The 21,403-nt window shown below is 58.6% G+C and carries 13 protein-coding genes; 3 read left to right on the forward strand and 10 right to left on the reverse strand.

Going from position 1 to position 21,403, the window contains the following annotated elements:
- Nucleotides 1–528: 528 nt before the first annotated feature.
- Complete coding sequence (locus AB8841_RS12795) at nt 529–5,025, reverse strand: hypothetical protein (RefSeq protein ID WP_370436220.1); 4,497 nt, start codon at nt 5,023–5,025, stop codon at nt 529–531.
- 160 nt (nt 5,026–5,185) lie between these two features.
- Nucleotides 5,186–6,355 carry a tyrosine-type recombinase/integrase gene (locus AB8841_RS12800; RefSeq protein ID WP_370436221.1) on the reverse strand — a complete coding sequence of 390 codons (1,170 nt, stop codon included), beginning with the start codon at nt 6,353–6,355 and terminating at the stop codon, nt 5,186–5,188.
- A gap of 874 nt (nt 6,356–7,229) precedes the next feature.
- On the opposite strand from AB8841_RS12800, the gene AB8841_RS12805 reads away from it, so the two are divergent.
- From AB8841_RS12805 to AB8841_RS12815, 3 genes are all read left to right on the forward strand, one after another.
- Nucleotides 7,230–8,060, forward strand: coding sequence for an IS5 family transposase (locus tag AB8841_RS12805; RefSeq protein ID WP_370434091.1), 831 nt, complete (start codon nt 7,230–7,232; stop codon nt 8,058–8,060).
- Between the two features lie 269 nt (nt 8,061–8,329).
- Nucleotides 8,330–9,667 carry a methylamine utilization protein MauJ gene (mauJ, locus tag AB8841_RS12810; protein WP_370436222.1) on the forward strand — a complete coding sequence of 446 codons (1,338 nt, stop codon included), beginning with the start codon at nt 8,330–8,332 and terminating at the stop codon, nt 9,665–9,667.
- A 251-nt stretch (nt 9,668–9,918) separates the two neighbouring features.
- The gene (locus AB8841_RS12815) at nt 9,919–11,229 is read left to right on the forward strand and encodes a hypothetical protein (protein WP_370436223.1); all 1,311 of its coding nucleotides are present in this window, start codon (nt 9,919–9,921) and stop codon (nt 11,227–11,229) included.
- Nucleotides 11,230–11,555: 326 nt separating this feature from the next.
- Here the strand turns inward: AB8841_RS12815 and AB8841_RS12820 are convergent, their stop codons facing one another.
- The 8 genes from AB8841_RS12820 to AB8841_RS12855 all read right to left on the reverse strand — a co-directional run bounded on the left by AB8841_RS12820 (nt 11,556) and on the right by AB8841_RS12855 (nt 21,302).
- Nucleotides 11,556–13,205 carry a type I restriction-modification system subunit M gene (locus AB8841_RS12820; RefSeq protein ID WP_370436224.1) on the reverse strand — a complete coding sequence of 550 codons (1,650 nt, stop codon included), beginning with the start codon at nt 13,203–13,205 and terminating at the stop codon, nt 11,556–11,558.
- Entirely contained in the window at nt 13,202–14,431 is a 1,230-nt protein-coding gene (locus AB8841_RS12825; protein ID WP_370436225.1) for an AAA family ATPase, read from the reverse strand. Before AB8841_RS12825 ends, AB8841_RS12820 begins: the two co-directional genes overlap by 4 nt.
- Nucleotides 14,428–15,684, reverse strand: coding sequence for a restriction endonuclease subunit S (locus AB8841_RS12830; RefSeq protein WP_370436226.1), 1,257 nt, complete (start codon nt 15,682–15,684; stop codon nt 14,428–14,430). The genes AB8841_RS12825 and AB8841_RS12830 overlap by 4 nt, the downstream gene beginning before the upstream one ends.
- Nucleotides 15,685–15,724: 40 nt before the next feature.
- Nucleotides 15,725–18,754, reverse strand: a complete 3,030-nt coding sequence (locus AB8841_RS12835; protein ID WP_370436227.1) for a type I restriction endonuclease subunit R — start codon at nt 18,752–18,754, stop codon at nt 15,725–15,727.
- A 9-nt stretch (nt 18,755–18,763) separates the two neighbouring features.
- On the reverse strand, nt 18,764–19,021 hold the full coding sequence (locus AB8841_RS12840; protein ID WP_370436228.1) for a type II toxin-antitoxin system Phd/YefM family antitoxin: 258 nt from the start codon (nt 19,019–19,021) through the stop codon (nt 18,764–18,766).
- Nucleotides 19,009–19,236 (reverse strand): hypothetical protein, encoded by a 228-nt coding sequence (locus tag AB8841_RS12845; protein WP_370436229.1) that lies wholly within the window; start codon nt 19,234–19,236, stop codon nt 19,009–19,011. The genes AB8841_RS12840 and AB8841_RS12845 overlap by 13 nt, the downstream gene beginning before the upstream one ends.
- Nucleotides 19,237–19,830: 594 nt before the next feature.
- Nucleotides 19,831–20,172, reverse strand: a complete 342-nt coding sequence (locus AB8841_RS12850) for an antitoxin Xre/MbcA/ParS toxin-binding domain-containing protein (protein WP_370436230.1) — start codon at nt 20,170–20,172, stop codon at nt 19,831–19,833.
- 593 nt (nt 20,173–20,765) lie between these two features.
- Nucleotides 20,766–21,302, reverse strand: coding sequence for a hypothetical protein (locus AB8841_RS12855; protein ID WP_370436231.1), 537 nt, complete (start codon nt 21,300–21,302; stop codon nt 20,766–20,768).
- Nucleotides 21,303–21,403 lie beyond the last annotated feature (101 nt).

Here is a 21,403-nt window from a genome sequence, read left to right on the forward strand (position 1 = left end):
CAAGAATCGCTTTGAGGATGTTATCCTTGCGACGATCCAAGTGGCGAAGATAATGGACAACCAAGGAGGTGGAGGGCTTGATCTTGACCCCGGCCAGATGCCCCTGAACACTGACTGCATAGACGCGTTGGCGCCACGCCTTGTAAGAGCGGGTTTCCGTAGCGATTCACCGAGATAGGTGATCTTGCGACGACAAAATGGTGGGGATCTTCAATCGGAGGCCGAGAGCGACGGCAGTGGAATCTTCTTTCCCACCTATTGCGCGCCTGGCATGGTTCGGGGCAACACGGCCCCCAGCAGAAACAGCCTGAGCGAATGCCGATGAGCTGTCGAGATACGCTGACAGCAGAGGCTGCACTGTCTAGGCGAGGAGCGCGATGGTCCCTTCTCGGATTTCTGGCCAGACGCCCGTACCAATATCGGACCCGCTGTTCCGCAAACAGGCCGAGCATCGCTTGCTCTCACGTTCATAACTTTTCGGGCATCCTCCAGAGCTGTAAGAGGCACGATTGAGGTGACCGTGAACCTTTATTGTTCGAGCAGCATTCTCAGCTGTTTCTGCGAGGGTTCGTCCCGTCCGGTATAGCGATGAGCTTGCTTGAGCTGGCCGTCAATGATTCTGTAGATGCTGGTAAAAATGGCGCGGCCGCCAAAGCCCTCTCCGCCATGCTGGGTGTAGAGGCTCTTCTCGCCAGCGACGACCCAGAGTGCCGCGAGGCCTTCCCGGTGAAGCAAGGCGAGAAAGTGCTCCCGATCGATCAGGGCTGCGCTCGTCCCGCGGTCACGGGTCGATGGGTCGAAGAACCGGATGACACCGCTTGCGTCAGCAAAGGCAGGCTCCCGCCCGTCGACGAGCCGCAGCCCCAAGCTCTGGAGGATCCAAGGAGCAGGCAACCGTACCGTTACGGTTTCATCGATGGAGTGGTCGTAGTTCCCACGCTCACATCGATACTCTGTGGTGGTTGCCCTCACCGATACGCCAGGCTCACGCCACTCTTTGTCTTCCTCCGACCACACCGCTCCCCATTGGGTGCTCCATTCGACATCGCCGGCTCCATTGCGACGCCAGGGATACTCGCCCAGGTACCGCCGGGTCCCTCCGCCCTCCGCAATGGGCAAGCAGTGCGAGTCTGTGAGCCGGCGATCTGCAAGCGCCTCAACCAGGCGATCCTCATCCTCTTGCCGGACTAAGATCGCTGTAATCCGGCACCAGGTTTCCCGCACGACTCCAGCAGGGCTTCGGCTCGACTGGGGCAGTTGCCAGAGGTGAAACCCGTGCAGGGCTAACCAGCGGCGCCCCGTGTTGGGATCCAGCAGGTCAATGAACTCGGGTCCATCGAGGATATCCCGCTCGGAGTCGCGCCAGAGCAAAGCCTCTTGGGTCGACCGGACAGCGGTGCGGGGAATCTTGGGGATCCAGAAAGTCGCGCGACTCGGCTGGCCCCATCCGACATCAAGCGTGCTGCGGATGAGGAGCGAAGGATCGATGTTCCGGAGGCGATCCTCGACGCCATCCTTGACCTCTGCCGCGGTGTCGTCCGTCACTGGAGCAAGATTGTCCTCCATTCGAGCCCGGAGCTCGTAAAGGGCGAGCCACTGGTACTTCTTTCCGATCCGCTCGATCCGGTGGTCGTTCCGGCCTGAGCGTTGGCCTCGGTCGAACTGGCCGTGACGATCTTCGGACCAGCCAAGATCATGCGCCCGCTTGCAGACCCAGCGGCGTGCCCAGGCCAGGTTGAAATGGGCCGGGCCCGAGCGAGCCCTGATCTGGTACATACCGCCAGCGCGCCAATTCTCTGCCCGGGCACGATAATCCTCGTAAAGCGTCTCGCCGACGGCAGCTCGGAACGCCTCCGTGGCGATTTTAATCGCCTCAGCCTCTGGCCCATGCCATGTTGGATGCGGTCCCGCTTGTTGGAGTGTCGCCATTAGGCTGTTGTACGCAGCCAGCATCTCCGGCGTGGCGACAGCACGGAAATCCGCAAGCCATTGTTCGCCAAGATCTTGTGTGGTTGGCAGGACGCCCGTTTCCCGAAGCGCGGGACTGAACCCGTCGACAACATAGTCCAGGACGTACCTGGCGAAATCGCCATCGCGGACACACGAGGAGACAATCTCGTCCGGTCCAACCCACCCAGAATCGTAGGTACGGGTGTACCCAGCAATGGTCTCATCGGATACGTGCTCAATCGGCCAAGCGCTGTGATAGGGAGGGTGCATGAGCGAGAGATCGAAATCCGCCGGCAGGCAGCCGCGGACGGAGGCATATTCGATCAAGGACCTAGCGTGATCCCGCAGTAGAGCATTGGCCGGAGGCCCACCAACCGCGAAAAATGCGGTCGAAATTTCCGTCACCACCTGTTGCAGGGCCTCATCGATCCACTTGCCCTGAAGCGCGGCGCCGTAAACAGCGGCGACCATCCGCTCAACCAAATACAGATCGTCAATCGCAGCGAACCGGCGGACGATAGAACGGGCAATCTCGGGGCGTGGTGTCATGAGCGCGGCCAGCGTCTTCGTCGCCCGGTCGCGCACCACGCGATTTGTGGTGGTCAGGAACCAGGCCAGGATGATGCCAGCGAGTTCCGCGCGCTCCTGATCAATGAAATCGTTGCCGGCCTCGAGAGCCCAGTCGATCAAGGTCTCGATGGGCCCACCCTCAGCTTCGCCAACTGTAGCCACATGGATTGACCAATCGGCATCGCGCTCGGGCATCGTTTGGGCCGCCAAGCGATCATGCAGGAAACGGGCATTGTAGCGGTTCTCTGGCTCGGTGGCGACCGCGATCAAGGTGTCCAGGACAAGGCCTGCATCGTCCAGCTGCTCCACCGTCTTCAGGGTGTCTTCGGTGAAGTATGCCTGATTGCGCATTAGGAGGGAGGTTTTGAAGGCGTCCTCGATGAAGATCCGCCGCCAGGGATCAACCGGAAATGCTGTGATCTCGATTCCGTATCGTTCGGGGAGCTGCACCGCCAAGGCTTCCAGGACGCCGGGACCGATCACGATATCGTCCCGGGTCATCATCCGCCGGAACGGTGTGTCGTCGTCGAACGCCGTTCTGATATCTCGCCCGTTGAGGCTCTCCTCCAGAATTCCACGCGCGATCACATGGTCGCTGAAGCGCTCAAAGGTGAATCGCAGCACCTCCCCGGGAGTGCCATCGGTAGTAATGATCGGCTCGAACGCGACCACTCCCTCGCTCTCCAGCTGGAAGAGCAGGTCGCGTTCCAAGGTGCCATCACCGGGATAGATGGTGTCGACGAGGTCATAGGCTTGATCCCTCGCAATCTCACTGTGGCCGGTCATGGCCATCTGATCGGCCAACGCCTTGAGGGTGCGTTCGACAAACTGCCGCCCCCGCGCAAGCTTGAGCCGCAAATTGATGGCCTGTGTGACCGCCGCCGCATACAGGTCGAAAATTGCGGTGACGCCGCTCATCCCACGGGGGAATGCCTGAAGGCCTTGCTTCTCGAAGCTGTCGCAGCACGATTTTAGAAACAGCGGGTTGCGGAACTCCTCTGCCGGGTACGGTTGGGAGGGCAACACGACGCTGCGCATCATGAGATAGGCGCGTGCATCGGATGCATCAAAACCCCGATGTTCCACCCGGGGGAGCTCCTCAGCCGGCAGCGAGTCTGGGATAACAGTGTTGAGATATGTCGTGCGGCAGGACACCACGATTGCAACGTGAGGAAACGCGCGGGCGTCATGGAAGAGGCCCGCCAGTCGGGACGGCCAGATATCCGAGCCGTTGCGCTCATTGAGGGCATCAATGAGGATCAGCGCCCGTGCCCCGGCGGCCTGGGCAGCCGCGTCGAGAGCGCCGAGGAATGTCTTCGCCTGGACATGCACCGGCAGGTCGAGCTCGCGAATCACTTGGTTCCATGGCTCGGCATCGTTGAACTTGCTTCCGAGCAGCATCAGAGCTGGTCGGCCCCGCTCCACCTCATAGGAGCATGCATCGGCGAGCAGGTGGGATTTGCCACGGCCGGCATCGCCATGGACCAACAGCCGCGTGGCATTGGCAAGGCGCCAAAGGTCGGAGCCCAGCTCGTCACGGATGGTGGCCAAGACCTCGGATAATTCGTGCAGAGCCTGCCTGCTTGGACCAGTCCTGGTCGAGGAATCCCTGCACGTCCATAGCCTTCCGACCTCTGCCAGGACATGCTCGTGGGCCTCGTCCACGAGCTGGCTCCATTCGGCTACGGGGTAATGGGCATCAGGCCCGGAAGGAGGCTGCGCAAAGGCCTTCATCACAGCCTCCAGGGAGGCAGACAATTCCCGAACGGCGCCAGCCGCGCTAGCACCGACAGCGGCAAGCACTAGCCGGGCGCGTTGGGACAATGTAGCGCACCAGTCTCCAACCTGCTCGGTAAGGAAGGGATCACGGGCCATGCCGAGAAGAATTCGGCGGATAGGCAGTGCGACATTCGTCTCGGCTGTATAGCGGCGTCCGAGGTCGGCTCTCGTGCGTTCGAACTTCGAGCGGAACCACGCGTGCGTCAGCAGCTCCGTGTCGAACCAGAACAGCACGCGTCCGACCCGAGCTGGATCATCAGTCGTAAGAAGGCGCTTGAGGGTGCTAGACCCCCAGAAGACGATCTCGATCGCGCGGCCCTCAGCCATACACTTGTTGATCCATTCGGTGCGCCAGGTCTCCCAGCGAGCCAGCGCCGTTTCCTGGTCCCCCTTGCGGCCGTCGCTGAGGTCGAAGGGAACACAGACCACGTACTCGACGAGGTTTGGGTGCTTCTTCAGCGCCGTCCCGATCGAGTCGTCGAGGCTCGTGAGGAGGCTGCTATCCATCCGCTTGTAATATTTGACCTGCCAGCCGACCTCGGAGCCATCTGCCCGAATCGTAAAGCACTCCACTCCGGCATCAGCTCCTGGCCCTTTTCGGTAATGCCTGGCGCCGGTTGGCAACGGTTCGAGGGCTGCCAACTGGCAGCACAGCTCCTCAAAGGCGCTGTCCTGGCTTCCACGGTGCAGGCGGATCTTGGAGAAGTCGATATCGGGCAGAGACATTGAAGGCTGGCAATTGGAGGGGGAAGGTGCACAAAGGAGAATGAGCCGACCAGAATGGCATATACAGCACCAGCACCGTGGGCAACCGTGTTCGAAGCATCGCTGGACTTGGTTTCAGCCCCGATGTGTTGATCGCGCCGCCGTTTGCGGTCTGAATTCCTCAGATAGAGTAAAGCCGCGCTGCTTTTCCCATGGGCCGTTCTCCGTCGTTGTAGTAGCTGGCTGCCTGCTGAACCGAGCGGTGCTGCGACTGCTGCATGGCCTCAGGCAAGGGGACTCCGACACGGGCGGCCTGGGTTAGATATCCTGAGCGTAGCCCATGGGCACTGAATAGCGCCGGGTCGAACCCAGCCAATCGGCAGCGGCGTTTGACGATGTCATTGATAGCGTCGCTGCTGATCGCGCCTTGGCCTATCCGGCTCCACCGATCAATTGCCCGAAACACCGCTCCATCAGTAATCCCGGCCAGATCCAGCCATGTGATGAGCGCCTCGGCCGGACGGCCGATGAGCAGGACGCGGGAGCCGTCATCCGCGTTGCCGCGTTTGGTACGTCCGAGGCGGATCGCCAGGCAGGGAAGTTTCGCCGACTCTGGATCCCGAGGGTTGGCCGGCACCGGCGGGAGTGCCTCGATCTGATCCACCCGCAGTGAGGCCAGTTCCGAGCGCCGGCGGCCACCGGACGCGAAAGCGGTCAGCAGCAGGGCGCGGTCGCGCCGGTCGACGAGGCGGTTGAGCACGCAGGTGGCGAGCAGCCGGTCGAGCACATCGCGGGTGACCGCCCGCGGGCTCTTGCGCTGCGGGGGCCGGGCATTGGCCCGTACGGCGAACTTCAAGGCCGTCTTGAACGCGGGCGTCGCGAAGGTCGGCGCAAGGCCGCGCCAACGATGCAAAGTCGCCCAGCTGGCGAGACGGCGGCGAACGGTCCCCGGCGCGTGCGGCCCCTTTGTCCGCAGGAGGCCCTCGGCCTTGAGACCCGCCGCGACCGCCTCCGGCATCCCATGCCCCGGATCTGTCTCGCGCCTGACCGGATCCCAGAGATGATGGGCCAGGAATTTCAGGGCGAGCCCCTCGGGCGCTGGCCAGGGAAGGGGGAAGCCGGTTGCGGCGAGCGCCCAGCTCTCCAGATAGCCGAGATCCGAGGCGAGAGCGCGCAACGTGTTCGCGCCCATGCCCTCCTCCGCGAGATGCTTGAGGGTCGCGACGTCCTCATCCGTCAGCAAAGCCGCCAGCGCCTCGCGCCGGTCAGCCGGAAGAATGCCGGCGAGGGCGTCGAGCTCGTTCGTGCGGCGCAGATGGGGGCCGTCCTGGCGGTCGGTGACTTGGTCCATAGTCGCTCCTCATCCGGACCCACCGCATTCGCCCCACTTGGTGTGGGAGTAACCGGTCGGCCATTCTCCTGATACCCGCACAGCGTGTGAGCGTCAGCGAAAAGATCGTATCAAGGGCGAGCCCTGACGATAGGCGAGGGCATCACGGTCCGAATTCGCGATCTAAGGCTTCCTGCTCTTCAGGAGTGCGTCCACTCTGCGCCTGCGCCAACACCTGCCGAAACTGGGCGCGCCTGTCCGCGGCGGAGGGGCGGATGGGGATAAGCAGGGCGATAGCCCGGCCATGGCTCCGGACCGAGACTGGACCGGGCAGTTGCACAATGGCGGTTGCCGACAGCGTCCGCAGGGTGCGCAAAGAGATCTTTCGAGCCATTCACACAGTGTCATCTTCGCTGCCGCAACGGTCAAGATCAGGCAGGGCTGCGACCACCGAAGGAGCTGTCTGCAGAGCGGAGGGGCAAGAGCCAGACCTGCCTCAATCGCCGATGCCACCCTTCAGATCCGGCTGATTTTGCGTCACTCCTGATAACAAGGAATTATCGGGAGTGAGGCTGCATCTCCGAGTATATACCAAGTAAGCGGACTTATCGTTTGATTAAATCCAATTACTCGAAAATGAACAAGTGTAACCAATCTTCTAGAGCATTCGGCGCGCCTTCTGACGAGGAAAGCCGCGGCCAAGGCAGCAAAACTGGGTTGAGCAAGTAGGCATGTGAGGTGAGCTCTTATCAGACACAACTCACACTGCAGTTCGCGCTTCCGCTGAGAGGCTGGTGAGCAATTTTATTGCTCAATCTAAGTACTTGATTCAACATAGGTTTGGAGCTGGCTGCTGCTGCGGATGCGGGCTGTGTGACGGTCTGGGAGCCCCGCCATGGATGCCTGTCTCTACGCCAGCGACCTCACCGATGCCGAATGGGCGTTGCTCGAGCCCCTCGTTCCCCGCAGCCATCCGGCCGGACGACCGCAGACCTATCCGTTACGGCGCATCGTCGATGCGATCTTTTACCTGCTACGCACTGGCGCACAATGGCGGCTGCTGCCGCACGAGTATCCGCCGCGTGGTGCCGTCTTCTACCACTATGCGCAGTGGCGCGAGGATGGCACCTGGGAGCACGTGACCCAGGTTCTGCGGGAGAGGTATCGCCGCGCGATCGGGCGGGCTGCTCAGCCGACAGCAGCGATCATCGACAGCCAATCAGTTAAAACCACTGAGATGGGCGGCCCACGGGGGTACGATGGCGGCAAAAAGGTCAAGGGCCGCAAGCGTCATTTGCTGGTCGACACGCAAGGCACGCTGCTGAAGACCAAAGTCCATCCGGCCGACATCCATGACCGCGCCGGAGCTGAGATGCTGTTGGCAGGTCTGCAGCAACTCTTTCCAGCCATCGAGCGGATGTGGGCTGACACGGCTTATCGCGGATTGAAGGACTGGCTGCGCCGAGCACTCGGCTGGAAGCTGTCGATCCCGCAACACTGGTGGAGCGGCGGCGTCTGGACACGGATTGATGCAGAGCCGCCGACGCGGCCGAGTGGCTTTCAGGTGCTCGCACGAAGGTGGGTGGTTGAGCGAACACTGGCGTGGCTTACCACCAGTCGACGGCTCGCCAAGGACTACGAACGCCTGATCGAGACCGGCGAAATGCTGCTCTATCTCGCCATGAGCCGCATCCTGCTGCGCCGGCTCACGCGAAAGGAAAGATAATTGCTCACCAGCCTCTGAAAGGTCGCGCTATTCATGGCATCCTCGCGGCTCAGATCAGGAGGTAAACAGAGTGTCAGCTTTGAGCGAACCCGCTCTGCTAGCCGGGCGCGGGCAAGTTGTTTGTTGCGGTTACAGCGTCTTAGTGGTCGCACGGGGGCTGCCACTCTTCGAAGCTAAGTCCTCGCAAGCGATAACAGCGCGTAACTTTGTCGCCATTTCTCAACTTGGAGAGTATCAGCTATCCTCCTGCCATGCGCGATGAACTTGGAATGCCTCTGCCGCTCGAAATTCAAAGTCGTCAAGCGGCGTTCGAATCCACTCCAGAGTTGCTCAGCCGAGGAGAGTGGGTTTGCCTCAACATTCAACCGAATGTCGCTTGGCCTGTCCGGCCGCAATGGTTGGATTTTGCTGGCCAGCGTATCTGGGTTATCCCCCTCACAAACGAGTGCTACCCCGGTGTGGCAATGAAGTGCTCGCCGGGTGTGAGTCGGGATGAGGCCGAGGGTATTTTGTATCGTCTCCTCAGCGTGATTTCTTGGCGAGAGAATTGCGGGATTGTGGTCGCCCATCGCTCGGGCGGAAGCCTGCCACACATGATGGGCCTCGAAAAGAAATCAGGCTTCTCAATCCGAGACAGCTTTGACTTCACCGATATGATCTGCCCGCAAGAAGATGGTCCGCGTGTGGCCTTGGCGCTGATGCGGGAGGCGCGCGGCCTCAATCACTACGGCTTTGCATTCCTGTCCTATTGGCGCATTCTGGAGTTGGCTTTCCCTAAAGCGGGTACCCGTGTTGCGTGGATGGAATCCGCTCTGCCGACCCTCTCCGGGCAGGGGATTCAGGATGCACTGACTAGCATCGCTGCCCGAGGCGTCACCGACATTTGCCGCCATCTGTTCGACTCAGGGCGGTGCGCGATTGCACATGCCACCGGCCAGCCGATCATCAATCCCGACGATCCTCGCGATGCCGCTCGGCTGTCTCGCGAACTGCCATTGGTACGTGAGATGGCAACCCGAGCCATCGAGGAGCGCTTCGGGATCGATACGCCAATGACCGAGTACCGCAAACACCTTTATGAACTCAGAGGCTGGAAGGAGAGGCTGGGCTCAGAGTTGGTAGAGCGAATCTTATCTGGTGATCAGCCTAAAGACGGCGAGTTGGTCGACCTGCCCCTAATCAATGTCCGACTCCGCGAAAGCCCACCATACCTGCCTTTGGAGGGTATGAAGCCAGCAGCCGTATTTGTGGATGGACAATTACTTGAGCTTCGGTATTGCACAGCCAATGGCCTCATGACCGTCCGTTTTCGATTGAACTTTGCGGATGAGCGATTGTTGTTCGATGTCACCAACGGCTTATACTTACACGACGACGGTTCCGTCACGACGGCGGAGTACCAGCGAGAGGTTCAACGCTTTCTCCGGGACTACTTCTTGAATGGCGTCCTTCAAATGTGGGACGCAGATAATGGGGAATTGCTATCGCGCCTAGATGCCTTCATTCCCGTCAACTGCATGATTGACCTCGATGCCTGCAATGCTGGAATTGGGGAGGCGGATGCCGAGGTGGAGCGCCGTCGATTGGCACTCGCCGAGTCCGCATAGGCGCAAGCGGGCGTGGACTGGATCGAAGGGCCCTTCGCTGTCGGAGCCATTCGTTCAAACGATTATCGACCTGTGCACTCTGAGACGTGCGCGTTTGGTCCGCTTCAGCCTTCGAGAGCTGACGTTCGTTGATCTTCTTGAACTTCTCAGTTTGACCCATAGCAGCCCATCTATGATGGTCGCAATGCCTGCCCAAAAGGGAATCGCACTGGTAGTGTGATATCGGTTGTGATTGAGTCTGTGAGCTCTCTATGCAGATAACGCGCTTCGAGCTTTATAAACGGGTCTGCGACAGACCGCTCAGCAAAGTCGCGCCGGGGCTTGGAATTTCAGGAACGCAGCTTGCAGCCCTCTGCAAACGATATCAGATTCCTTACCCAGGATCGGGGTACTGGACCCGCAAATCCCTCGGGCTTCCGGCAGAGCTGCCAATGTTACCAGATGCGCCCGATGAAACCATCGAAGTCACGCTGTCCGCCGTCAAAACGCGAAAAATGCGGACGCCGGAAGAAGGTTCTGGGCGCAAGACAAGGCCCATCGAGAAACCCCGTCGTCCGGCGCATCACCCGCTGCTTTATGGTGTTGAAGAGCATTTACGAAACACCCGGGACGTCAAATACGGCGAGTTCCTCAGACCCTACAAAAGGATTCTGCCAGACCTGATCTCATCAGAAGCCGCATTGCTGCGGGCACTCTCAATCGCAAACGACCTATACTTGGCGCTCGACGAACAGGGGTATCGAGTTCACATCGCTCAGGCTGCGGATAATCTGCATCGCATCCATGTTAAGGAACAAGAGGTGGAGCGAAAGGATCGCCTATACGGCCGCTATTACTCGGGAAGTATCTGGGCTCCAGACCGGCCAACCATCTTTTACATCGACACAGTGCCAATAGGCCTCGCTCTAACGGAGATGACGGAGAGAGTAACGCTGCGATACTTGAACGGCGAATATTATCGTGAGGACAGCAAACTGATCCGATCAGCCAAGCCTTGGCAGCTGACGCACTCCTGGACAACAGAGCAAGATATGCCCTGCGGGCGCTTGCGGGTCGTGGCCTACTCGCCCAAAAAAGGCGTCGATTGGTCTATGAGCTGGCAGGAAACGGAGCAGCAGTTGCTTGGCCCCCAAATTCCTAGAATTGTCGAGACGTTGAGCGCCTCCAAGAAAGATCTGCGACGCCTCATGGACGCCGAGGATGCGGCCGAGGCGAAGAGGAAAAAAGAGTGGCAAGAACAGTGGGAGCGCTACGAAAGGCAGGAGGATGCCCGCAAGACGGTCCAGGCTCTTACCGATAGCCGTCAACAGCTTGCAGAGATCATCGAGAGTTGGGGAAGAGCGATCACCGTAGAGCGTTTTTTCGCGGATGCGGAAGAGCGGCTTAAAAGTACGAATGGCGAGCGTCGGCAGCGCCTAGAGGAGCGTCTGACACTCGCTCGGGCAATGATGCAGGGCATAGATCCTCTAGACTTCATAGAAAGCTGGCTAGCCCCAGAGGAGCGACACCATTCAAAATTTCCCGAAGAGGCATCAGCTCAACTGAACAATCGTAGAGCATAACGTAATCGGTTTGAAAGACACAAAGTTAACACCATGGCCGATGGCAGATCGTCTTGCTTGGACATCATCAACGATGGCCAGCAACATTGCGCGAGTATTGTGACGGCTCTGGCTAATTCAACAGTTTATGTAAAGCCCCGCTTGGCTCTCGCCAGCGGGGCTTTTGCTTGTGTCCGCACTGTGTCCGTTTTTCGGGCCATTCAGAAACACGATGGCTCCAAATCAGGCGAAGCAGTGCACGCGAACCGCAGGGGGCATTGTCAGCAAAGCGCAACATTCTGGCTTCTCGAGCTCTCAGGGAGGCACAAAAGTGGGTCTGGCGAAGCTCATTCGGCCCCCGGCAACAGAGAAAGCCCGAGTTCCTTCAAGAAGGCGTTGTGCCGCGAAGTTGCCTCCCGGATCTGCTTTTCAATCTCAACCAGCTCGCCCTGGGTGGTCGACAGATCAATCTCTTCCTCGCCGACGGCGGTGCTGATGTAGCGAGAGATGTTGAGGTTATAGCCCTCCTCAGCAATTCGCTCCATGCTCACACGCTTGGAATAGCGGTCCTCTTCCCTGCGGAATTGGTAGGTCGAAACAATTTTGCCGATATGATCCGGCGTCCCATTCTTGCCATCTCCCAATTGGTTTTGGCGCTTGCCCTTTGTGAAATGCTCGGCGGCATTGATGAAAAGCACGTCATCCGGCTTTTTGCACTTCTTGAGCACGAGGATGCAGACCGGGATGCCGGTCGAATAGAACAGGTTCGCGGGCAGGCCGATGACTGTGTCGATGTGACCGTCCTTTAACAGCTTGGTGCGGATGCGCTCCTCTGCCCCTCCTCGAAATAGCACCCCGTGAGGCAGGATAATAGCCATCACGCCCTCGTCCTTCAGATAGTGGAAGCCGTGCAGCAGGAAGGCTAAGTCGGCGGCCGATTTGGGCGCCAGCCCGTAATTCTTGAACCGCACATCGTCGCCCATCGCCTCGTTCGGCTCCCAGCGCAAGCTGAAGGGCGGGTTGGCCACAATGGCATCGAAGGCAGGCTTCTTAGCGGGGTTCAGCTCGCGCAGGATATCCCAGTCATTTGCGAGGGTGTCGCCGTGGAAAATCTCGAACTCCGTGTCCTTCACCCCATGCAGCAGCATGTTCATGCGGGCGAGGTTGTAGGTGGTGATGTTGCTTTCCTGCCCGAAAATCTTGCCGATGCCATGAGGCCCCATGCGTTTGCGAACGTTCAGCAACAGCGAACCCGATCCGCAGGCAAAGTCGAGAACGCTCGCCAGCCGGTCCTTCTTACCCGTGGCGGGCTCCTGACTGTCCAAGGTCACGATCGCCGACAGAATGTCGGAGATCTGCTGCGGCGTGTAGAACTCGCCCGCCTTCTTGCCAGAACCGGCGGCGAATTGGCCGATCAGGTACTCATAGGCATCGCCGAGATGATCCACGTTGGACGAGAAACCGGCCAGTCCCTTGGCGATCTCAGCGATGATCGAACAGAGCTTCTTGTTCTTGTCCGACTGGGTCTTCCCGAGCTTTTCCGAGTAAAGGTTGATCTCCGAGAAGAGGCCGCTGAACGTGCTCTGGAAGGACTCATTCTCGATGTACTTGAAACCTTCATGCAGCGTCAGCAGCAGCTCATCGCTCTGCGTACGGGCCAGATTTGCGATGTTGTTCCATAAATAGGGCGGCTGGATCACATAGTGCACCTTGCGGCGCATCTGCTTTTCGAACTCGGCCACGTCGTTCGGATTGTCCTCGTACCACGCCTGCAGGGGCGTGCTTGCACCCGAACGCGCAAGCACGTCTTCCGGCAGATCAGGGTAGTCCGGTCCCAGTTCCCGCTTCGCCGCCGCCTCATAGTTGTCCGACAGATAGCGCAGGAATAGGAAGGACAGCATGTAATCGCGGAAGTCGTCCGCGTTCATTGCCCCGCGAAGCGTATCGGCGATGTTCCAGAGCGTCTTGCCCAGTTGCCTTTGGATTTGGTCGTTCATTGTGCAGGTGCTTCCTGGGGGGCGGGCGCTGGCGCCGGGGCTGCGGGCTGAGCCGGAACAACTCCCGGCAGGGCGAACTCGAATCGCGTGATGAATTCGCGCAGGATGCGGCGGAACAGTTCCTTGTTGTCCTCGCCCATCTCTGTGGGTTCATGGATGGCATAGGCGCCGTGGCTCAGCAGGTTCAGGGCCCGGTTGAACAGCGCCCGATCCTCTTCGTTGTTCAGCGCCTTCAGGCAGAAGGCGATGCTTGGATGACCGAAGAAAGAGGCTGTTTTCTCCATGACGCTGCGCAAGGCGTTGAAGTGGAAGGTGTAGAGCTTCCCCTTGTTGGGATCGGCGGCACGCTGCAACTCGGCTAAAGTGGCGACGTGGTGGAAGAAGGGCGTATCCTCGGTCGCATGAAGCGTGTAGGCGCCGTCGCCATTGGGGCGATGAAAGAAATAGCGTTTGTGGGCAATCGTCGGCGATTCATCGACCTTCCGGCCAACTTCGTTGCACATGACGTTGAAAAACAGCGCGTGGTGAGATGAGAAGATCACACTGATCGGGGCGGGCGCACCGGTGCCGTCCTTCCGCGTGACCGCCCGACGGAGGAGCTTGGCTAGGTCGCAGGCGACGGAGATCGCGTTGTTGTCATCCAGTGACGAGATGGGGTCATCTATGTAGAGGTATTTCTTTCCCTGATAGGATTCATGCCCATCAAGCATCCGTTCGCAGATCGCCATAAACACGCACCAGATGAAGATGTTCTGCTCGCCCCGTGAAATCTTGATGTTGGTCTGATCGCCCTTTCGGAAGCTCACGAAATCCGGCTTAAAGAACTTCTCCTCGCCTTGCTCAACCTCCTTATAGGTGAAGTCGAAATCGAAGTCCGCGTATCGGGAAAGATACTGGGCAATCGTTTCGTCTAGGGCGAGCTCAGTCATGGCGTTGAAGAAGGACGATTTTTCGTTCAGCTGAAGGCGGCGAACGCTGTCACCTTCAAGGTCGTTTTCCCAGACAAACAGATCCTCGGTGAAGGCGTTAAAATAGAGGGTGTCGGGTGTCCCGGTCGGGTTCTTCTTGTTCTTGCGCTTCCCAGCGTCCTTGAACTCCATAGACAGGCGTGTCTTGCCGGTGCGGTTGTAGGCGTAAATCAAGATCAACGGGATTGGCTTCGTTGGATTATTTAAATCGTCACGAAGTCTGGTCACCAGAGTCTTTAGGTTCTTGTAAGTCCTCATGCGTCCGCCTCCTCGACCGAGGGGAAAAGCTGTTGCATCAGCCCCTTCTTGTGGGTCTTGAGGGTGTCGAGCTTCTGGCTCTCGACGGCGATGAGGGCGTCGAGGGAGGTGAGGCAATCTGCAATGCGTTGTTGTTCAGGTAGGGGCGGTGCCATGATCAAAAGAGCGAGAACATCTGGTTTGGTAATGTTCTTCATCGAGCCGGAACTTCCTTTGGCCAACTTCGATAAAGCCGCACGACCTTTGTCGGATCCCAAGATGAGGGATAAAAAGGGCATTGACGTGCTGGACTTAGGCTTGGCCGCCCAAAGTCGATCGGGAAGAAAGATGTTCTCCAAACCAGTCTTCACGTACGCATTAGCCCCCACGAGCGCTGGGGTGTTCATTCGGCTGATGATAATTGTGTTTCCTTGGACCGGCTCTTTGACGCGATCAATATCAGCCTGCTCAAATACCACTTTGTTTTCTTGGGGTTTAAAAACTCCATTTGTAACGGCGCTCGTTTTCAAAACGCCAATCTCTCCACTCGTTGCGGGTCGGTCCCCTGAATTTACACTCACTCCGGCATCCAGCGAACTCACAAACTCAGAGAGGGGCTTTTCCTCCCACTGCCGCGCGCCCCGAAACTCAGGGAAGCGGAGGCGGGGTTGGGTTTCGCCTTCTTGGGGGAAAAGCTGCTGCATCAAGCCTTTTTTGTGGGCCCTCAACGCTTCCACTTTCCGCCCCTGCGCGGCAATCAGCGCGTCCACCGAGTCCAAAAAGTCGGCGATCTTTTGTTGCTCGGGGAAAGACGGCAGCGCCAGTTGAAGACGTGCAAGGTCCTTGTAATAGATGCGCACACGGACGCTTCCATCGCCCTTCTCCGAGACAAACTCCTCCCAGGCGTCGGAGCGTCGAAAGTGATCAAGATACGCGGGATCGAGCCTGTGAGGGCCTGCGCCCTTGCATTTGAAAACGACATAGTCCGGGCTGACCAGAATGTCGTTGTTACCTTGCCAACGAGCAATCGAGCCTATGTTGAGGCGCATCGGATTGTAAGCGAACCAGTCCTTCCGAACGAACTTGTAACGTGCCGTGTCAGCCGCGACGATGCGCTCCTCCATCGGCACAATGCCTTCGACTTTGGACACCCCCATGATTTGCGATGGGGCCTGACCAGAGCCATTTCGTTCTGTGCTTTCGGCCGTAGCGTCCGCTAGCTGCAATTCCTGCAAAGGGTGTCCGATAAATTCCGAAAAGCGCAGCTTGGGCACCGATGCAGACTCATCGCGCGTCGCCGCTGGCAATTTCCCCTTACTGCTCATAAGCGCTTAGCCCCGAGATTTCACGGCCACCGGCGCGCTTCAGCAGCAGCGGCATCAGGTCGGCCATTAGGTCCAGTTCCTTCACCCGCCGCGCCTTCCAGTTGAGGCCAAGCGGTTCCATCAGGTCGGTCAGCGCCTCGCCGTCAAAAATCATGCGTTGCAGGATGGTGTCGACAAAGCCTTGCAGCGCCTCGGTGGCCAGCCCGTGCTTGCCCGCGATGCCCGCCAGTTCCGCCGCGTTCTTCTCCGCCTTGAAGCGGTTGTAGCCATCGCGGATGGCCTTTTCGCTGAGGCCCTCACCCGCCTTGAGGGTGTTGATATAGGCCGCGATATCCTCGCGCTCGTCCATGAACTTGGCGTCGGACTGGATCAGGCCGATCAGCTCCTCGCGGCTCATCTTCTGCTTGCCGGGTGGCGCCTCGGAATAGCGGGCGATCAGACCCATGATGTAGTCATAATCGATGACGGCCGAGGCGAAGAGGACAAATTCGAAATCCAGTTGGTCGGCGTCAGGCGTAGGCTCGTCCGCGCCCTTGCCCTGCTGTGCCCGAAGGCGCTGGGCGGTTTCCAGATAGGCACCGCGGAAGCCAAGCAGGTTCTCGCGCGGCAGGACCTGCTCAATGGTGTTGCGGTTCTCGTCGGTCAGGTCGGTGTACTGGTCAAGCTGGGTCTTGAGCCGCTGGACCTCTTTGAAATGCTCGATGAAGGCCGCGCGGGCGGCATCGCCCCTGAGGTTCGGCACGGCATTGGGGGCGCAATCGAGGCCCTGCGACTTCATGAAGGTATCAAGCTTCTGGACGGCGGTTTCAAGTTTCTGGATGACCACGGGGGCCTTATCCACCAGCCAGATCTCGCGGGCCTTTTCGGAAGCCGCCTCACCCGAGAAGAGCGCGATGGCCGCATCGACCGCGCCCTGCTGCTGCCGGAAGTCGAGAATGTTGCCATAGGGCTTGGTGGCGTTCAGCACCCGGTTAGTGCGTGAGAAGGCTTGGATCAAGCCGTGATGCTTCAGGTTCTTGTCGACGTAGAGGGTGTTCAGGAACTTGGAGTCAAAGCCGGTGAGCAACATGTCAACGACAATCGTGATGTCGATCTTGTGGTGCGGCACGTTGGGATAGGCTTTCCGCAGGTCGGAATCTGGCCATTGCTGGTCTTTGATGCGCTTCTGCACGTCCTGATAATACAGATCGAACTCGCCAATCTTGTGGTTGGTGCCGTAGTGCGCGTTGTAGTCGGCGAGTATGGCCTTCAGTGCCTCCTTCTTCTTCTCCGGCTCGACCGCGTTGTCTTCCTTCTCCTGCGGCAGGTCTTCCTGAATCTGTTTCACATCAGGATCGCCTTCGGCAGGCGGGGAGAAGACGCAGGCGATGTTCAGCGGCTGGAAGTTGGGATCGACGGCCAGCCTCTCGGCCTGTATCGTCTTGAAGAGGGTGTGATACTCGATGGCGTCATTGATTGACGATGTGGCGAGCAAGGCATTGAACCGGCGCTGACCGGTGGCCAGATCGTGTTTGGAAAGGATCGCCTCGATGACCGCCCGCTTGGCCAGCGGTTCGCCCGGTTTGGGCAGGGTTTTGCCCTGCGGCTTGAAGTAATCGACATGGAACCGAAGGACGTTTCCGTCCTCAATGGCATGCGTGATCGTGTAGGTGTGAAGACGCTGCTGGAAGAGGTCTTCCGTCGTCTTCATGCTGGCCTGGGTGTCTTCGATCTTCTGCTGAGCGGCGTTCTGATCGAAGATGGGCGTTCCGGTGAAGCCGAAGAGTTGGGCGCGCGGGAAGAACTCCTTGATGGCCTTGTGGTTCTCGCCGAATTGCGACCGATGGCACTCGTCGAAGATAAAGGCGATGCGCTTGTCGCGAAGGGGCTCAAGCTGCTCCTTGAAGCTCTTCTTACCATCCTTCTTCTGTTGCTTGTTGCGCTTGCTGTTTTCATCCAGTGCAAGGCCGAGCTTCTGGATGGTGCAGACTATGACCTTATCGGCATAGTCGTCTGAGAGGAGGCGGCGCACAAGGGATGCGGTGTTGGTGTTTTCTTCGACGCAGCCTTCCTGGAACTTATTGAACTCCTCGCGCGTCTGCCGATCCAGATCCTTGCGGTCTACGACGAAGAGGCATTTTTCGATGTCGGGATTGTCCTTCAGCAGCGTTGATGCCTTGAAGGAGGTGAGGGTCTTACCGCTGCCGGTGGTGTGCCAGATGTAGCCGTTGCCGCAATCCTGCGCAATGGAGTCAACAATCGCCTTCACCGCATAGACCTGATACGGCCGCATCATCAGAAGCTTCTGCTCACTTGCGACCAGAACCATGTAGCGGCTGATCGTCTGGCCGAGGGTGCATTTGACTAGGAAAGTCTCGGCGAAGCTATCGAGATGGAAAATCTTCTTGTTGTCTACGTCGGCGAACTCGTAGACCGGCAGGAAACGCTCTTCGGCATTAAAGGCAAAGTGACGCGCATTGTTGTTAGCGAAATAGAACGTTCGATCGCGGTTGCTGACGATGAAGAGCTGAAGGAAGCACAAGATCGTCTTAGTATAACCGTTCCCAGGATCGTTCTTGTATTCGACGATCTGCTCCATCGCCCTGCGAGGGCTAATGCCGAGGGTCTTCAGTTCGATTTGAACAACCGGCACACCGTTGATCAGCAGAATGACATCGTACCGATGATGGCTGTTGTCCGTGTTGATGCGGAGCTGGTTGATTACCTCAAAGGAATTCTTACACCAGTCCTTGATGTTGACGAGCGTATAGTTGAGCGGCGTGCCGTCATCTCGGGTGAAATTGTTCCGCTCGCGCAGGGTTCTTGCTGCCGTGAAAACATCCGGCGTGACGATCTCATCCATTAAGCGCGAGAATTCGGCATCGGTCAGGTGGACGCGATTGAGCGACTCGAACTTCTCACGGAAGTTTCGCTCCAGTGTGGCGCGGTCTCGGATATCGGGACGGTAATCGTACTTGAGGTCCTTCAGCTTTGAGACCAAAGCATCCTCAAGATCGCGTTCGGGTGTGATCGTTACCATCTATGCAGCTCAGTTTTCTTCAACGCCAGTTGGATGGGCCGTCTTGCTCTTGGTCAAAGTTCTGTCCTCGCCGCCAACTTTGCCATTATTCAATCTTTCGTATTCCTCAACTGACATCACCACCACGACTGGCCGACCATGCTTGGCAACCAACACCGGCTCGGCGCGAGCCAGGTCGATCAAACGTCCGAAGCCGTACTTGGCGTCCTTCGCCGACATACTTTGCATGGCGTGGCTCCTGTTAAAATCAAAGGCTACTTTGGCCATTTTGGCCCGTTTCTCAAGATGGTTTTGGACGGTTTCCACATGCCCCGCCCGATCGCGTAGGCGGGCGCATCCAGCATCGCCCGTTCCAGTGCCGCTCCAGGCGGCAGGCGCTGGATTTCGTCGGCAAGCCGCACCTGGAGTGCGCGGTTGTAGGCGACGATCGGCGTCTGACGACCGACGTTCACACCAAAGCGCTGGTGGTCACGCAGCTCCACACACTCTTCGTTAGCCGGAACGCCCTTGGCGAAGCAGCTCCGAGTCTCTCCCTTGGGAGGGTTCGCCGCGGAGAGAAGCCGATGACGACGGAACTCGCCGAAAAGGTCAGGTCCGCAATTCGAGATGTTGGCGAGGAGGATCGTTCCGGCTCAGTTGGTGCCTAAAATCCGGCGCAGCCACACGATCGCTATATCCCCAACCCGAAGATTTGTAGAACCCTTTCAGGTATGCGAGGTTCATATTCCCCTGAGCAGACTGAGATTTGCCACCTACTGAAGGTCTGTCCATGGCACTAAGACGAAGTATGGTGAACGTCTACTCTCGCGGGCATACCCGACCTTGCCGAAGGGCAGGGAGAGCTTCCGAACCCATAGGAGCCTCGGTGTCGGGGCCTGTTGGCCAGAGGCACGTGTAGGCAAGTTTCACAGGCCGGAGCCAGGACGGCTTCTCCTAGGCTCCGAATGCACAGCTGGATTGCTCCTGTGGCTGAGCCAACACTCTTGTAGGAACTCTCCACCACCTCATGGGTCGGGAACTGCAGACCAAGTAGCGGGCGGTCTCAGTCGTATGGCGCCGGCTCACGGTTACGGTCGCTACAATGAAAAGCTGCCGCGACTCTCAAGATAGTCAGCAACCCGCTTCAGACCTGTATGCTGTTGCATGAGTTCGAGCGGGCGAGCTTCAAGAACGACATTATAGCTCTTCAGCCATGATGCCGCGGCACCTGCATCGCCTCCGACAATGGCCGTCAGCAAAAAGTGGAGCTGGATAAGAAGCAGGGTGTTTGTCAAGGCGGCTTCGTTTGACGCCAGGGATGCAATAACGGTTTCGTTGTCCGCTCCCCCGATGATAGCGCGAAGGTCCTGGTTCGAAAGATCGAGCCAAGCCGCTAGGCGGGTCAGCGCCTTCGTGATGATGGTCGCGTCTTCAACCATCAGACAGTCCCGACCGTTGGCGCTCATAATCCTTTACCCCGCCGTTGCGCTTTCTTGCTCGGGGGGGCCGTTGATTGGGCGACGCTGCACGTGGATGCCCGATACGAGCCGGCTCCAAGCCAACTTAGAACTGGCCAAGTGTTCAGATCCTAGGTCCTGTGATCCATGTCAGGGTCTGTTGGGCATATGGCTCGCCTCGCTTCCGGGCACATTACTTGCTCCCTCAAGGCCGAAGGGGGGCGAGCCGGCCTGGGCCTTCTCACGGCCATGCGCTCCCTCAAAAGAGTGCGTACCTGCTGCGCTCAAGTGTTGGCATCTTACCAGCGGTCTCCTCGGTCTCCGCACACGTGAATGAGTATGATGAGCCAGACATACGTCATCATGGCAGTGGGTCCGAGAGCAAAATAAAACAGGTCGAAATCGGTGAAATGTCCGGTTCGGTGGGCCCACCAGCCGCTGAGTGCCAGAATGGCGGATGCCGTTGCAAGAAGGATTATGACCCGCATCAGCTCTATCTCCTAAGGTCTAGGGGCGGACAGGTTTCATAGAATTGGTATTCGTGTCCCGGCAGAGCTGCTCTCATGATCGGGGGATCACTTTTGAGTGGATCCTTTTCTGTTAGCCTCAAGCAAATGATCCCAGTTGCCAGCTTTCATGTCCGGGAGGGGGACAGGAAGGCCTAACGTTGCCCGTGCGGCAGCCCATGTTCGATAGTCTGCCAAGCGTGTTCGCGCATCAATCTTATGAGTAAGGCTCAGGAGTTCCTGAAGCTGATTGAAGACGGGAGAGAGATCAACTTCAGGCGCCTCAGGAGCATTGGCAGCCCCGTCGAGGGCTCGTTCGAGCCATTCCAAGCCGACCCATTCAACGATGAAGGAAACAACGGCCGAAGCACCCTGTAAGGCGGCGCTTCTCGACGTGGTGTGGCGGTATGGCCGATTGCCAGTCAGCACCTGTCCTTGTGCTTTTCCCCAGCGCTCAAGGGCTAAAAGCCAGTGGTCCCGTTCCCTAGACGGTCCTGTGGCGGCGATCGAGACCTCGAAGGACGGGCGCTGCCAGTCGAGCGCTTCGATCGAGCAACGGAACACGAGGTTGGGATAGTCCGGGAGGCTGTAATCAACGCACTTCATGAGGGTACTCAAACATCACCAGAATTCACATCTGCCTTACCCGCTTGGAACAGCGGCGTGTCTCCCGGCTCGGGGACAAGACTTGAAGGGCGTGGCAGGAC

Origin of the sequence: Microvirga sp. TS319 (assembly GCF_041276405.1) — a bacterium.
Lineage (GTDB): Bacteria > Pseudomonadota > Alphaproteobacteria > Rhizobiales > Beijerinckiaceae > Microvirga.